This window comes from Nitrospirota bacterium (assembly GCA_016212185.1).
GTDB lineage: Bacteria > Nitrospirota > Thermodesulfovibrionia > UBA6902 > DSMQ01 > JACRGX01.
The window spans coordinates 15,870-31,540 of sequence record JACRGX010000100.1 but is presented as its reverse complement, the minus strand read 5'-3'; the positions used below and the strand labels follow the sequence as shown (position 1 = coordinate 31,540).

12 protein-coding genes are annotated in these 15,671 nt (G+C 41.0%); 7 read left to right on the top strand and 5 right to left on the bottom strand.

Annotated elements, in window-relative coordinates; genetic code table 11:
- Both HZA10_11450 and HZA10_11445 read right to left on the bottom strand, forming a co-directional pair.
- Window positions 1-1,646 (bottom strand): CxxxxCH/CxxCH domain-containing protein (locus HZA10_11450; protein ID MBI5196917.1); only part of this gene is annotated, 1,646 nt, incomplete at its 3' end.
- A gap of 8 nt (window positions 1,647-1,654) precedes the next feature.
- Complete coding sequence (locus HZA10_11445; GenBank protein ID MBI5196916.1) at window positions 1,655-4,417, bottom strand: hypothetical protein; 2,763 nt, start codon at window positions 4,415-4,417, stop codon at window positions 1,655-1,657.
- A 253-nt stretch (window positions 4,418-4,670) separates the two neighbouring features.
- On the opposite strand from HZA10_11445, the gene HZA10_11440 reads away from it, so the two are divergent.
- Both HZA10_11440 and HZA10_11435 read left to right on the top strand, forming a co-directional pair.
- A complete protein-coding gene (locus HZA10_11440; protein MBI5196915.1) occupies window positions 4,671-6,314 on the top strand; it encodes a HEAT repeat domain-containing protein in 1,644 nt (547 codons plus the stop codon).
- A complete protein-coding gene (locus HZA10_11435) occupies window positions 6,304-7,737 on the top strand; it encodes an HD domain-containing protein (protein ID MBI5196914.1) in 1,434 nt (477 codons plus the stop codon). The genes HZA10_11440 and HZA10_11435 overlap by 11 nt, the downstream gene beginning before the upstream one ends.
- Before the next feature lie 14 nt (window positions 7,738-7,751).
- Here the strand turns inward: HZA10_11435 and HZA10_11430 are convergent, their stop codons facing one another.
- Complete coding sequence (locus HZA10_11430) at window positions 7,752-9,968, bottom strand: tetratricopeptide repeat protein (protein MBI5196913.1); 2,217 nt, start codon at window positions 9,966-9,968, stop codon at window positions 7,752-7,754.
- Window positions 9,969-10,280: 312 nt separating this feature from the next.
- On the opposite strand from HZA10_11430, the gene rpsF reads away from it, so the two are divergent.
- From rpsF to HZA10_11405, 5 genes are all read left to right on the top strand, one after another.
- Complete coding sequence (gene rpsF / locus HZA10_11425; GenBank protein ID MBI5196912.1) at window positions 10,281-10,694, top strand: 30S ribosomal protein S6; 414 nt, start codon at window positions 10,281-10,283, stop codon at window positions 10,692-10,694.
- A complete protein-coding gene (gene ssb, locus HZA10_11420) occupies window positions 10,684-11,088 on the top strand; it encodes a single-stranded DNA-binding protein (protein MBI5196911.1) in 405 nt (134 codons plus the stop codon). Before rpsF ends, ssb begins: the two co-directional genes overlap by 11 nt.
- Before the next feature lie 72 nt (window positions 11,089-11,160).
- Window positions 11,161-11,385: a 30S ribosomal protein S18 gene (locus tag HZA10_11415; GenBank protein ID MBI5196910.1), complete on the top strand. Its 225-nt coding sequence runs from the start codon at window positions 11,161-11,163 to the stop codon at window positions 11,383-11,385.
- A 35-nt stretch (window positions 11,386-11,420) separates the two neighbouring features.
- Complete coding sequence (locus HZA10_11410; GenBank protein ID MBI5196909.1) at window positions 11,421-11,702, top strand: DUF507 family protein; 282 nt, start codon at window positions 11,421-11,423, stop codon at window positions 11,700-11,702.
- The gene (locus HZA10_11405; protein MBI5196908.1) at window positions 11,699-11,977 is read left to right on the top strand and encodes a DUF507 family protein; all 279 of its coding nucleotides are present in this window, start codon (window positions 11,699-11,701) and stop codon (window positions 11,975-11,977) included. The genes HZA10_11410 and HZA10_11405 overlap by 4 nt, the downstream gene beginning before the upstream one ends.
- Before the next feature lie 75 nt (window positions 11,978-12,052).
- On the opposite strand, the gene HZA10_11400 is transcribed toward HZA10_11405, so the two are convergent.
- The gene (locus tag HZA10_11400) at window positions 12,053-13,546 is read right to left on the bottom strand and encodes a right-handed parallel beta-helix repeat-containing protein (protein MBI5196907.1); all 1,494 of its coding nucleotides are present in this window, start codon (window positions 13,544-13,546) and stop codon (window positions 12,053-12,055) included.
- A 314-nt stretch (window positions 13,547-13,860) separates the two neighbouring features.
- On the bottom strand, window positions 13,861-15,471 hold the full coding sequence (locus tag HZA10_11395; GenBank protein ID MBI5196906.1) for a tetratricopeptide repeat protein: 1,611 nt from the start codon (window positions 15,469-15,471) through the stop codon (window positions 13,861-13,863).
- Window positions 15,472-15,671: the final 200 nt, after the last annotated feature.

Genomic DNA, 15,671 nt, shown 5'->3' with positions numbered 1-15,671 from the left:
TTTGTGTGCTTGGGCAGCGTCATCGGGCCTAAGCCGCCTGTCGCTGTTGTCGCTGCTGCATTGCCTCCGTGACAGGAGTCGCACTGTGCTGCGTCCGCTAAGGTGCCGCCCCACTGAGGCTCCCCGGCTCCGTGACAATATATATTAGAGCATTGCCCGTATGAGTCAAACATTGTAGTTGATCCGCTATAACTTGCACCGCTTACCCTCGGGTCTGTTGAGAATGCAACATTTGCCTGATTATTCACATGGCCTGTCGGATAAGTTGAATGGCATAATGTACATGCAAGGTTAAGCTCAGTGCTTCCTGCATGCTTGGTATGATTTCCAAGGGTCGGAGGATTTGCATTAGTAGCCTTATGACAGTCTCCGCAAGCTACTGTCACGCCTACTGTGCCCCACGCCGGCGTCGTATTTGCACCGCTGCCCCATGAAGTTCCATTTGTCAGTTTTCCATGACAATATAAATTATCGCATGTCTTTGTGCCTGTATTGGTTATTGTTGTGTTAGGGTCAGATGCCACATACCCATCGGTAACCGGTGGAGTAGTCTGTGCATCATAAATTCCGCCGATATATGCGCCGCTGAACAGATTAAATCCAATCCTGATTGGGATAGTTGCCGGAGCTGGGTCCTGCTGTCCATAACATACCGCCGCATAATGACATGTTGTACATTGATACCCTTTTGTTACATTATGCAACTCATGCTTCCCATATGTATCTGACCCTGTAGCATTCGGGGTTGTTACCTTTGAAGCATCGCTAACCGGCGGTATTCCATGGCAAGAGCCGCAATTAGAGCCCGCACTAAACCCATTCACATGAAAATGACAGTCTGTGCAGTTCGCCCCCACATTGTGGTTGTCTATTGTTGTATAACCGGTATTCCTGTATCTTGGGAGGTTATTTGAAGGATTCTGCGTCTGCGTATGGCAGACCTCACATACACCGTCATAAGTGGAATCATAGTCTGCAAAATTATTGGCGCCCACTGGTCTAAAAAACTTAACATTCTTCGCATTAATTATTTCTTTAACCAGTTTGCCATAAGCTATTCCAAAGGTGGCGCCCGGCTTTACATAATTATTATTTAATGTACCCTGCACTGTAAGAGTGTCAGAGGTATTGGATAGAATTTTGTAATTTAGGTTTAGGTATGATGTATTCCCAACTACAACATGGCTCGCCCACTGATTGTCTGCCCAGCCAGCGCCTGTTTTTGTTATTGTATTACTGGTAGCTGAACTTGCAGCGCCTCTATACAGATAACTAATAGTGCTCCACTTTCTGAACTGCATTTGCTGATGAGGGCTATGGCAGGTTCTGCACTCTGTTGTCCAGTCTCCATAATTTCTCTCAATCGTTGTCCACCTAAGGCTTGAATGCGTTTTTTCGTATAAGATATTCGGCGGTGAACCAGTATGGCAACCCCAGCAAAGATTATTATATTGCGTATCATCAATGTCCTGAGGCACATGAGACATCCATGAGGGCATCGGACCGGAGACGACATAATGACAGGATTGGCATCCTATGCTGTTTACATCTACATGCGGATTATCAAGCGAATATGCAAAAATAGCAATCAGCGTGATTGCCAGTGTTAAGATGAAAACCATTAAAATGCTGTTTTTTCTATTCATAGCTCCCTTTAATATCCCAAATCGCCTGCCGCCACATTAACACCATAGAGCGTGTTTAATGGCTTGAAAGTCGTGATAACTGCGCCGGAAGAAGCATTAAGTATCCTCACAAAGGCCCTGTTGCCTGCATAAGGACCGGCGCCTGCTACAATCTCTGCTATTCCATCCCCGTTTGTGTCACCGCTGTCTATGGTAGTTCCATATGCCCTTGAAAGGTTTGCTGTAAATTGAGATAACTGAGTGCCATTTCTATCAAATACTTTTATTGTATCCCTTGAGGCGCGGTCTGGTCCTGCACCTGTTATTATTTCATCATATCCATCGCCATTAACATCTGCGCTTGTAATATTCACACTATATTTATAATAAGATTCTGCCGTAAATTCCTTTGTAAGCGTTGCGCTCCACTGCCCTACGCCCATAGAGGTATCAATATCCCATATCCTTATAATACCTGTGTTTGTATTTCCGGCTCCCGGAGCTGTAATCAGCTCTGCAACTCCATCATCATCTACATCTCCGGCAGCGACTTCAACCCCGAATAATGTATCATATGCAAGTAAATCTATACCGCTGTCAACCATCTGTTGTATTGCAGGGTCATATGCATATATCTTGACGTATGACGGATTTGCAGGTCCTGCACCTGCGCCTGTTATAACCTCATATTGTCCATCACCGTCAAAATCACCGGAGGCTACATTTATACCATAATTATATGTCGCTCTTGCTCCATTATATCCTACTGTAAATCCTACTATTTTACTTCCGGTTCTGTCAAATATATTTACTTCTCCGGGGTTTTGCGGCCCGGGACCTGCGCCTGTAATTATCTCAAATATACCATCGCCATCTATGTCACCCGATGCTACATTTACACCATATTTATAAGTATTTGCAATAAATTGCACACCTGTCGGAGCGCCATCAGAATATACTACATTAACTGTCGCCGGATTAGTTGAGCCGGGCCCTGCACCTGCTATGATATTTTTCTTTACGACTGTTTTCTTTACATATGTACCAGTAAAGCTTATACTGCCGCCGCCTGTTAATGTCTGCGTCTGAGAGGCAGGAGTAATATAACCTAAGACATCACCATAAATTATTGCATAAGTGCCCGGAGGTGCATCTGTCGCTGTCATGCTCGTCCCGCTGCCTGAATAAGATGCCGGGCCGCTGATTGTAAACGTTGCAGTTGTGCGGTTTGTTGTTACATTTATTGTGCCATATGCTATAACATTTAAAGTAACAATTATATTAGCCGGGCTTCCTGTTGCGCTGTCTGCGGTTACCGTGATTGTCCCGACATATATTCCAGCACTCAGCCCTGCCGGATCAACAGATACCGTAATTGTATCAGGCGCAGCACCTGAATATTTATTTAGCGTTATCCAACTGCTGTTGCTTGTTGCGTTCCAATCAAGCGTGCCGCCTCCGGTATTTTCAATTGTCAATGTCTGCGCTGACGGCACTAAACCATTCAGAGATGTATAATCCAATGAAGACGGATTTACTGAAAGCACTGCCGGAGGCGCGGTGACTGTAAGTGATACGCTTACAACCTCTGTTACTCCTGACTCTGCCGTTACCGTTACCGTTCCTGAATATGTGCCTGCTAAAAGTCCTGCAAGATTTATCCCTACATTTAATATAGATAACTGCGCCGGAGGGGTTGACCCGGAGGTCTGTGAAAGGGTTATCCAACTGTCACTTACAGATGCAGACCAGTTAAGCGTTCCGGTGCCGGTATTGCTTATTTCTACATTTTGCGCCTGAGGATCGCCGCCCTGCTGTCCTTCAAATGAAAGGGTAAGCGGACTTACGCCCATCACTGTATATGAATCCACTCCAAAAACATCAACCCTTGAGGCATTCAACGATGCTATGAAAAGCCTGTTGCTCTTACCAATCGCAATGCCCATCGGAGTTCTCATGGGGCTGATTTCATCATAAATGCTTCCAAGATATGTGCCGTTGCTGTTATACACCTGAGCTATATTTTGATAGGAATCCGTTACATATATTCTGCCTGCCCCGTCAACATCAACGCCCATCGTCCTTATTAAATATCCTTCACCCTGCCCGTAAGCGCCAAAGGTGCGTTTAAATACACCATTCATGTCAAAAATCTGTATTCTTACACTCTCGGTAATTCCCTGGGTTGTCGTGATTACCTTGAGGTCTGAAACTATTATCTCTCCTGCCGCTTCATTTATCGCTATTGATGTCGGGGACTGAAACTGACCATCTCCACTGCCTGTTGAACCGAATGATGATTTATAGGAACCGTCCGGGTTGTAAATTTTTATAATATTTGACTTTAAATCTGCTACGTATATATTGCCTGCATTGTCAGTTGTAATTGCTGCCGGTGTTACAAATTCGCCGTTGCCAGAACCAAGTTTAAATAAAAAGTTTAAATTTCCATCGTATACTTCTACATTATTTGCGCCAGCATTCCCAATAAAAATCCTTCCGCCTGCATCTACGGCAACGCTGATCGGTTTATTAAGAGTCAAAAGCGAAGTAAGGTAGGCACCGTTGTGGTTGTAAATATTTAAGCTGTTTTGAGTTGAAGAAACTACGTAGAGATTTTCGCGCGCATCAAGCGCCAATGCCGTGGGAGCGCTTGTTGAAACCGCCTGGAGCTTTGTAAAGGCAGGCGCGATTGCCTGCGAATAACTTGCAAAGGAAAGCAGAAAAATGCTAAAAATAGCTGAAATTATTAGAAATTTCGTGGTATTTTGTATTGTTTTGGTTTTATTCATAGTTATATAGCTCCGTTCTATAATTAAGCAAAAATAATACCAACGGTAAAATAAAAATTAAAAAGATAAAACCAATTAAAAAATAAGGGGAAAACCTGCCTGTTACAAATTTTGACAGTCATTCTGTGCGTTAAATAGCCAAAATTATGTGTGTTTTCACTCTCTTTTATATATATTATGCTGTATAAAAGTGGTGGTATAATATATCAGGGTAACTGAAAACTATTTTAACATAACTTAAAATTAAAAACCTATGGAAACATCAGAAAACATAAGAATAGCAAAAGACTTAATTCAGGCTTTTATTAAAGCAAAGAAGACCCTCAAACTATATCCCGGAAACAACCCAATTTACGCAAAAACACTGGATAATATCCTATTAATGCTCGTTAATTTTTTTAATTACAAAGATGAGCTTACTTTAAAAATAAAACAAAATGATATCTTTTTCGGTTCTGAGCAGGTATACCATAATCCCGGGAAAGACAATAATCTGGCCCTCTTTTTTTTCAAGGACGGGCTTCGTGAATTAAGTTTTAAAAAAGGGCTGCCAAAAGAGGAGCTGGAAAATTTTTTGAAGATTGTTTCGCTGGATTTTGACAAGGAGGCTGTTGATGATGACATCGTCACACTGCTCTGGGAAAAAGACTTCAAAAGCATAAAATATATCGCTGATGAAGCATTCCTGCTGGAGGATGAAGACTATGAAATAAAGGCGCTGGCAGAGATAAAAAATAAGGCGCCTGATGCTGACATGATCTTAAAAGCCTATGCTGACTCATTCAGCGCAAAAGACATTACCGATATTTCAACCGCAGACATCACAGATAAAGACATTCAACTGCTCATAAACGAAAAAACAAAGGATATTGGGGACAAAACTGGAAAACTTTTACAGATATTATTTGAGATGCTCTCTCTGGCGGAAAACACAGCAGAACTTGAAAATATCATCCATGCCTTTAATGCTATTATTTTATATGCCATCAAATACAGGGATTTTTCAACATTCGTGAATATCATTAAAAAAACAAAGGAAACGGCAGAAAACTTCTCAACCCCTGATAATATCAAGAACCAGTTGAATCTGCTGCTGTCAATCGTTAACTCTGAAGAGATAATAAAACAAGTAGGCGGAATGCTGGACTCTGAGAAACAAATAGATGAAAATATTTTAGATGAATACCTTGGGCTTCTGGGTAAAAATGCCGTAACCGGCTTTATCTCGGTTTTAGGCACGCAGGAAAGCATCCACGGAAGAAAAAAAATTATCAATATACTCATCCGTCTCGGTGAAACAGATATCTCGGTACTTGCATCAGGGCTCAATGACCCAAGGTGGTATGTTGTTAGAAACATCATTTATATCCTCAGCCAGATTGGTGATAAAAAAGCGGTGGAATATCTGCTGCCAATGGCAAAACACACAGATGCGAAGGTCAGAAAGGAGATAGCAAATGCATTTGGCGACTTTAAAAATCCGGCCTCAATACGCATATTAAAAGATTACCTCAATGATGCTGATGCTCTGGTACGAAAGGCTGCGGTGAAGGCCCTCAGCGGCATGGGCGCTGAAACTGTCAAGGGAATAATCATTGATAATATAACAGAGAAAAACTTCTCTGACCGGTCATTTGATGAAAAACGTGAATTTTTTCAGGCCCTGTCCTGCTGGAATAACACTGACACAGTTGCATTTTTAATAAACTACCTGCAGAAAAAGTCATTTTTAAACTTACTGCAGGATGCCGAAACCAAGGCATGTGCGGCATATGCCCTCGGGTTATTGGGGAATAAAGACGCCCTCCCGGCATTATACAAACTCAGGGACTCAAAGAACAGCCTCCTGAGGGATTATGTAAACGCCGCAATCAAGAGGATAGAATATGGCAGCTAAAGAAGATATAAACATCACTAAAATTTCAAGGGATATAATAAACCAGCTTGCCGTTGTCATAAGAAACGCCCAGATTCATGCACCGAATAATGTCGCAGTTCTGACCTCCATTGATAAGTTCACCGCCATGATAAACCCTTTACTGGCAGATTCCAGGGAAACATTCACGCTTGAGATGATCGGAGAATTCTTTTATGTAAACGACATGCGGATAAGCTACCCTATGGAATATCTCCTGAATTTTGCTTTCCTTATCAGCGAATTCAAAAAGCGGAGAATGGGTGGGATAAAAATAACCAATCCGCTCAATTCTGAAGATATGCAGATATTTCTCAAAGCATTTATATCTTCAGCATTATCCTACGATCCGCTTAAAACCCTTTCAGACGGCATCCTTGACATTATACAGCTTGATGTAACTCCACCGCAAAAAATTAAAGAAGACAAAACAAACGTTGAGGAAGAGTCTACTATAAAAAAACAGGTTAAGAAGACATATTTCAATGCCGTTTCTTATACCAAAGGTTTCATGAACAAATTGAGTTCGGGAGAAACAATAAACATAAAAAAAGCAAAGAGGATTGTTGAATCAATGGTGGACCTGATACTGCGTGAGGAGGAATTGCTTTTAGGCATGACCGCCATAAAAAATTATGATGAATATACCTATCACCACTCTGTTAATGTAAGCATCCTTTCTGTTGCCTTCGGACAGCGGCTCGGCTTAAGCAGAAATGCGCTCACGGAACTCGGGCTTGTTGCGCTTTTCCATGATACAGGGAAGGTTGAGGTACCGCCAGAAACACTCAACAAACCGTCCGAGCTAAACGAAAATGACTGGGTGGTAATGAGAAAACATCCTTTCTGGGGCGCAAAGACAATATTGAAACTGAAGGGGCTTGATAATATATCCCTCAGAAGCGCCATTGTTGCCTTTGAGCATCACCTTAACTATAACATGTCAGGTTATCCAAAGGTTTCTCCGCCCTTTGAACCTGATTTCTATTCAAAGATAGTCAGCCTTGCAGACAGTTATGATGCTATGACATCAGCGAGAGTTTATTCAAGAACCCCGACTGCACCTGACGATGCAATCAGCGCCATGATAAAAGGGGCCGGCACGCATTATGACCCCGTTCTTGTCAAATTCTTCGCAAATATGCTCGGCGCATTGCCCGTCGGCTCCCTTGTCCTTCTTGATACAAAGGAATTCGGTATTGTGTTTAAGAGCAATGCCGTGCTCCGGAATAAACCAATAGTTTTAATACTTGTAGACAGCAGCGGCAACAAAATCAAAGGCCGTATGGCAGACCTCTCGGAGAAAGACAGAACTGACAAATTTCTGAGAACCGTCATTAAAACCTTAGACCCGAATAAATACAACATTGACCTCGCCGACTATCTGTTATTTGAAGGCCTGTAATAAATAAGCAGCCGTTAATTATCCGGGTTTTTAGAGACCATTTCCAATTCATAGCGGGCATCTGAATCATTAGGATTAAGATAGACCGCATACTGAAGCGCCTTCATAGCTTCGTTCACATAATTTTGGTTTTTGTAAGTAACACCAAGGTTGTAGTATGCGTTCTGATAATCAGGCCGTAACTCTATTGCGGTATGAAATTCTCTTATTGCATCATCAAAAAGACCCTTTCTTCCGTAAGCAATGCCGAGGTTATTATGCGCCTCGGGAAAATCGGGTTTAATCCTAATGGCAGTTAAGTATTCATAGATAGCCTTGTCAAACCACCCTTGTTTATAGTATTCAAAGCCGAGATTATTATGCGCCGCAGGAAAATCATACTTAAATTTAACAGCCGCCAGGAATTCGTTAATAGCCTCTCTAACCCGTTTTTGTCTCCCATATGCAACTCCGAGGTTATTATGTGCTTCGTGATAATCGGGTTTAATTCTAATAGCAGTTGAATACTCATGGATAGCCTCATTAAGCAGCCCTTGTTTTCCATAGGCAAAGCCAATGTTATAATGAGGACGTGGTTTTGACGGACTTTTTCCAACAACATCCTGCCATAAACTTATTTCATCCTTCCAAACGGCATTTCTCTGATAAGCGGCGATAGAGAACACGATAAGTATAGCAGCAAGCAGCAAGACCGTAATGCGTGATGCGTGACGAGAGAGAAAGGATGAAGGACGAAGGTTGAAGGTTGAAAGATAAGGACTAAAACAAAAAACGGCGGAGATAAAGGCGATTATTAAACCTATACTTGGTAAATATACTCTGTGCTCAAAGATTACATCTTCAATAGGAATAACGGATGACTCAACAGAGAGGGTTATGAAGAACCAGAAAATGCCGAAGGCTGTGAGGCGTAAGGGGTAAGGCGTAAAACGTAAGACGTGAGGGGTAAGGCGTGATGCGTAGCCGCAGGTTTCAGCCTGCGTATCCGAGGTTTGTTGTTTGGTTTTTGAATAATAAAAAAGATAAACCCCGAACCCGAAAATAGACAATAAAAACAGAAACGACAAGAACACGTTTGGATTTAGAAAAGAGTTATATATTGGATAATCATAATCAAGATTCTGGTTTATCGGCAGAAACAATAATCTGATATAAGTCACAATTACCCTGAACTGGGTAAAAAGATAATCCAGCCTTGACATATCAGTCTGAAGCCTTGCTGTCTCAGATATATCGCCCAGCAAATCTCCGGCAGATGTGTCAGCCCCAATATAGGAAACAGGGATGATGAGCAGGGTAAGGAGAAAGGGGGTTAGATAGAGAAAACGTAAGGCGTAAGGGGTAAGGCGTGATGTGTAGCCGCAGGCTTTAGCCTGCGAGTTTGGAGTTTGGAGATAGGAGTTTGGAGTTTCGGGTTTAGAGTTTAGAGTTTCGAGTTCAGGGTTTTGGATTTTAAGTTTAGGGCTGAAAAAAACAAATTCATAAAGGACAATTATTATCGGAAGGGTGAAGGCAATTTCCTTGGTCTTCATGGCAAGGACGGCAGAAAGGACAGAGCCCAGATACCAGAACACAGATAACAGACTAAAGATTTTTTGCCTCTTGTCTGAGTTCTGTGCTCTGTGTTCTGAATTCTTGTCTGTTGTCTGAGTTCTGTGCTCTATGTTCTGTGTTCTGAATTTTACATACATCACAAGGCTCAGAAGATAAAACATTGTTGCAAGCGACGTAAACCTCTGGACAATGTAAGTGACTGCCTGCGTCTGAATAGGGTGGGAGACAAAGAGCAGGGCGGAGAAAAGGGCAACAAACTTAGTATCAAAGTGTCCAAGTATCAAAGTATCAAAGCTTTGACTTTCTGACACTCTGACACTCTGACCCTTTAACACTTTAAGGAACGTCAGAAGCACCAGCCAGTATACAAGCAGGGCGTTTATGATATGGATTGCGAGATTGACTGCATGGTAGCCTGTGACATCAAGACCGTGCAGTCTGCAATTCAGAGCAAATGTGAAATAGCCTATAAACCTGTTTTTAAAAGTGTCGTATGAGGGGAATGCTTTTGCATTTAAAGGTTCGGCAAAATATTGAAGGTCTTTGATAATGGGATTTTCTACAATATTGGATGCGTCATCAAAATGAAAGGGGGAATGAATGCTGTTGGAGTAGATAAAAAGCCCGAGAACTACAACAAAAAGCATATGAATGATATAAGTTTTTCTTTTCCCCATAGAGAATTATAACATGCTTAAATGAATAGCGAGCATATTCCCCGTGGTCTTGCCACGGGGTTAAGCGAGCGAATATGATAAAGAAATTTCTTTCATTAGATTCCCTGTGGTCTTGCCACAGGGAAGATCAATGTTCCTGACAGATAAAAACATTCCTGAAACTGCCCTTTTGAAAATTGCCGCCGGCATTTCAGAGTTATTGCTTTTTCCACTTCATTTATGCTATAAAATTAATCTCTTTGCCCTATCCCGATTTATCGCGGAAAGGGCTATTCCCCTGATAACAGGGGTTAATCCATAAGGAGGTGCAGGTTGAACTATTACGAAAACGTTATGATTATTGACCCTAATCTTGACGAAAAGGAAACGGTCAAGGCCGCTGAAAGAGTCAAAGATGTAATCGGCAGGGCAGGCGGTGAAATACTTAAGTCAGATAACCTCGGGGTTAAAAAACTGGCTTACGAGGTAAAAAAACAGAAAAAAGGCAATTACTTCTTAATGATTTTCAAGTCCCCGCCTTCTGCAATTCTTGAACTTGAGCGGTTCTATAAGGTTTTTGACCCGGTTATTAAATTCCTTGTTATTAAACTAACCAAAAAACAAATAGCCGCTGCATTAGCCGCTTTATCCAAACCTGATGCAAAAAAAGAAATTAAAAGCAATCTCACAGATGTAAAGCCTATGGCAGAGGCGCAACCGCAGGAGGTAAAAGAAGATGTTCAATAAAGTCATCCTCATCGGCAACCTTACAAAAGACCCGGAGGTAAGATATACGCCTCAGGGCACATCTGTGTGCAATTTCAGGATTGCAGTCAATCGCACATACAAGCAGGGTGATGAGGTAAAAAAAGAAGCTACGTTCATAGATGTCGTTGTATTCGGCAAGCAGGCCGATACCTGCGGTCAATATCTTAACAAGGGCGGCGCAGTGCTTGTTGAAGGCAGGCTTCAGGAGAGACGATGGGAAACAGAGGAAGGGCAGCAGCGCAGTAAATTTGAAGTTGTCGCTCAAAGCGTGCGTTTTCTTTCCAAGAAACATGGAGGCGCTGCTGACGCCGGCACCGGCGCTGGAGCCGATATTGCGCCGCCGGATGAAACAACGGATTTAGAACCATTTTAATCAAATATTGTGAATGGTGAATAGTGAACAGTTATTAGCAACAACTGTTTACTTTAAAAAAAAGGAGAAAAAGTGCAACAAAGAAAATTTCAAAAAAGAAGATTTTGCAAATTTTGCGTGGATAAAACGCCGTTTATTGATTATAAGGACATAAAAATTTTAAGGACATACCTCACTGAGAGGGGCAAAATTACAGCGGGGAGAATGACCGGCACCTGCGCAAAACACCAGAGGGAACTGACCGCCGCAATAAAGAGGGCGCGTAATATTGCGTTCCTCCCCTTTGTAGAAAAATAAACAGAAATTTATTCCATACCGGAGGCAGGGCATCTGTGAGAGTTCCAAAAACATGGGTATCAATTATTGCAAAGGAAATAATTGAAGACCTGTTGGAAAAAAAGTTAATAGCGCTGGATGTCTCAAAAGATGAAGTCATAAAGCTTTCAGACAAGCTTATATTTGAGGAGCTTACAGTAGAAGACAGGCTTAATGAAGAGGTCAGGGGACTGCTGAAAAAATATGATTCTGAGATAGAAAAAGGCAGGCTTGATTACCGGAAGCTCTTTGACCTGACAAAGCAAAAACTCGTTAAGGAAAGGAATATTGTCCTGTGAAACTTTCCGATGACAAGGTAAGCCACCTCACGCATGTTATTCTTAAGGGGCTTATTGATGAAGGCGCGATTACCATTGTCTCAGATGAAGGGGATGTACGGCGGGAAATAAGGCGTATTATCACAAAAGAGCTGAAAATTGCCGCAGATATTGACGAGGCCGTGAGGCGCAAGCTCAGCTCTTATTCAAAGAAAATACCTGAAGGAAGTCCTGAATGGGACATCATGTATCAGAAGTTCTTCAACGAGGAATCCGCAAAAAAAGGCAGGGGGTAAAACAAAATTTCAGAGTTTCCTTTCAGAAAGGAGCGATTTTACTCCTATTCCCTTTTCCTTATACGACCACAAGTTTTACTCAATAGTGACTGTCATACTCGTAGAACCTTCAACGCCAGAAACTGTAACAACCCCAGGATTCCCTCCTGCGTATTTTACATTAATCACCCATTTTAAGTTAACAACATCCCATATCATCGGCCCATAGCCAACTAATTGTAAATTTGCTGTATCCAAAAGGGTACTTGTAGCCTTTACTTTGAGCATATCGCTTTGAGTTTTGTAGATTGCACTTATGATATCAATAGTCAAATCGTATCCATTACAATCTTGGTCAATACCATCATGTTTAATCTCTGAAGCATTAGGATGAATTGTTGGATCGTTATCATTGCAGTCAGTGGCAAGTAAATATCCATCTCTATCTATGTCGTCGTCATCAACCATGCCGTTACAGTTCTCATCTATCCCGTTATATGGCACCTCAGGCGCACCCGGATAGACAGAAGGGGAATTATCATCGCAATCTTTTATCCTGTTAAAGCCGTCTTCATCGGAGTCTATCCAGCCGTCCTGCATAGTCCAAGGTAGTGTATCCGGTACATAGTAGAAAGGGTCCCCTCTCATATTTGAGCATACACCATCATTGTTTATGTCAAAACAAGCCAGGATGCCATAATATGGGCTGTCGCAAAAACCGTCAGAGTTTGAATCATAACAACCTTCCTCATGAGAGTCATAATCACCCCAGTAATTTCCACCAATTGGAGTGTCAAGAGTAAAAATGTTACCATTACCTTGTTGCACAACTGCATCCTCACCGTTGCTAATAAAGTTGTTGTTATATATAAGATTATTGTTGCTTCCGCCGCTCGAGCCTACAAAATATATTCCATACCCATTGTTTGAAATTGTATTGCCTATAAATGAATTGTTGCTTGAGTCACTCACAAGAAATCCAGACCCGTTACCTGAGGTAGTATTATGTTTTAACACATTATTGCTTGTGCCGTAAAGACCTATTCCATAAGTATTGTTTAAGGCTGAATTTCCTTGGATGACATTGTCAGTTGAGCCTACAGTAACAATAATCCCTAAAATAAAATTTGAATTGGTGGAATTATTTACAATTGTATTGAAGTGGGAATCATTTGCCAAAATAATACCATATGATGTATTGGATACTACATTATTTTCTATTGTGTTGTTGCTTGAGCTTTGCAAGTCAATTCCAGTACAGAAACTCACAACATTAAGATTTTCTACTGTGACATCACTCCTATTTACCAAAGAAACTCCTAAAGAGCGGCATTGGCTGCCGTAATAATAGTCTCCAGATATGGTATACCCGTTACCATTAAACATTATACTGTCACTGTTTATTATTATTCCGTCAGGTATATACAAATCTGTTGTAAGCGTACAGGTTTTGGATATTCCCTCCCAGATACCTATAAGGGTGCAATCTCCACCTGTAGCATTATCACTTATAACATAAGCAGCTATGGCGTAACCTGATAACGTGGTTAGTAAAAAAATTAAAAATAGACTCATCATAAATTTCTTCATCTAAAACCTCCCCCTCAATAAGTTGATATACAACAGTTTTTATTATACTAATTTTTAGAAATCAAGAATTTGTTGTTGAAAGATTAATCCTATCACCCCACCATGTCAATTTTATAAATTTTATAATTCTATTTAAATTGCTTATAATTAATCTTCTGCATGCTATTACCGTCCTTAATATTAATAATAACTTCCTATTGATCTTCCAAAAAGCTCACTGATAGAAAAAGGAATTGTTATTTATGAAGAGCTGATAAAAAGTAAGAATAACCGCAAAAGAGAAAAAAGATGTTTCTTGTAGACTAAAGAAAGAATCAACGGTGCGGTTTCAAACTCTGCGCAATATAAAAATGCTGCAGGCCCTCCTTTATCCACCCTTTAGCCGTATATGCAATATACAGATTATTATGTGCTGGTACATAATATGGATTTAAACTCAGGGCAATTTGAAAATGTTCTATCGCCTTGTCAGTCTCACCTTTAAGGTAATAAGCAAGACCAACATTGTTATGTGTCCGGGCCTTTTTAGGGGACTTTTTAACCATATCCTCACAGAGCCTGAAAACATCTTGCCATACAGAGTTTCTCTGGTAAGTAGCAATGGCGAGCACAATAACAGAAGTAGTAAGCAGTAAGACCGTGATGCGTAGTGCGTGACGAGAAAGAAAGGATGAAGGTTGAAGGTTGAAGGATGAAAGATAAGGACTAAAACAAAAAACGGCTGAGACAAAGGCGATTATTAAACCTATGCTTGGCAGGTAAAGCCTGTGTTCAAAGATTATATCCTCAATAGGAATAATGCTTGACTCAACAGACAGGGTGATGAAGAAAAAGAAAATGCCAAAAGCCATTATTCGTAATGCGTGATGCGTAATGGTTAATGAGTTCGGAGATGCTTGATCCCCTTTTATTCCCCCTTTGTAAAAGGGGGATGAAGGGGGATTTTTTGAATAATAAAAAAGATAAACCCCAAGCCCGAAAATAGACAATAAAAACAGAAATGACAAAAACACATTTGGATTTAGAAATGAGTTGTATATCGGATAGTCATAATCAAGATTCTGGTTTACAGGGAAAAATAAGAGCCTTACGTATGTCACTATCACCCTGAACTGGGTAAAGAGATAATCCCATCGCGACATGCTTGTCCCGGACTTTGTTATTTCATTTAAATCTTCTGTCAGTTTATCTATGCGGTCGTTTACGCCAATCAAACTTAAAGGGATAATCAGCATTGTAAGAAGAAAAAACAGGAAATAGAGGAACCGTGATGCCTGCCTGTCCGATAGGCCAGCGTGACGCGTGATGCATGAAAATCCCCCCTTGCCCCCCTTTGTCAAAGGGGGGATGGGGGGATTTTGCATTGAGCTTGAAGTTTCAGAGTTTTGAGATTTGCTGAAAAAGAAAATTTCATAAAGGACAATGATTATGGGGAGGGTGAAGGCAATCTCCTTAGTCTTCATAGCAAGGACGGCAGAAAGGACAGATGTCAGATACCAGAACACAGATGACAGACTAAAGATTTTTTGCCTCTTGTCTGTGTTCTGTACTTTGTGCTCTGTGTTCTGTGTTCTGAATTTCACATACATCACCAGACTCAAGAGATAAAAGAGCGTTGCAAGGGATGTAAACCTCTGGGTAATGTAAGTTACTGCCTGCGTCTGGATGGGGTGGGAGACAAAAAGCAAGGCGGAGAATAAAGCTATTAATAAATGAGGGATGAGGGATGAAGGATGAAAATTGAAAAAAGGAGTTTTAAAAGTAAGAACAACAAGCCAGTACACGAGCAGGGCGTTTATGATATGGATTGCGAGATTGACTACATGATAACCTGTGACATCAAGTCCGTGCAGTTGATAATTCAGCATAAAAGTGAAAAAAGTGATAAATCTTGTGTGGAAGAAATGTTTTACTTGTTCGTTCATTATAATTGTTTCTAATTTTAAAATATTAATAAAGAACCGTGGGGTGGTGATAGCCGGATTACTAATAATATAACGTTCGTCATCAAAGACAAAAGGAGCATTAAAGGTGTTTGAGTAAGCAAGTGCTCCCACTATAACAATCAGTAAAAAATGAAAAAATGGTTTATGCAGTGATTTAGATAATGGTTTCAAGTTTTTTA

Coding starts and splice junctions, on each gene's coding strand:
- HZA10_11445 (MBI5196916.1), bottom strand. CDS start 4,417: ATGAATAAAACCAAAACAATACAAAATACCACGAAATTTCTAATAATT.
- HZA10_11440 (MBI5196915.1), top strand. CDS start 4,671: ATGGAAACATCAGAAAACATAAGAATAGCAAAAGACTTAATTCAGGCT.
- HZA10_11435 (MBI5196914.1), top strand. CDS start 6,304: ATGGCAGCTAAAGAAGATATAAACATCACTAAAATTTCAAGGGATATA.
- HZA10_11430 (MBI5196913.1), bottom strand. CDS start 9,968: ATGGGGAAAAGAAAAACTTATATCATTCATATGCTTTTTGTTGTAGTT.
- ssb (MBI5196911.1), top strand. CDS start 10,684: ATGTTCAATAAAGTCATCCTCATCGGCAACCTTACAAAAGACCCGGAG.
- HZA10_11400 (MBI5196907.1), bottom strand. CDS start 13,546: ATGAAGAAATTTATGATGAGTCTATTTTTAATTTTTTTACTAACCACG.
- HZA10_11395 (MBI5196906.1), bottom strand. CDS start 15,471: ATGAACGAACAAGTAAAACATTTCTTCCACACAAGATTTATCACTTTT.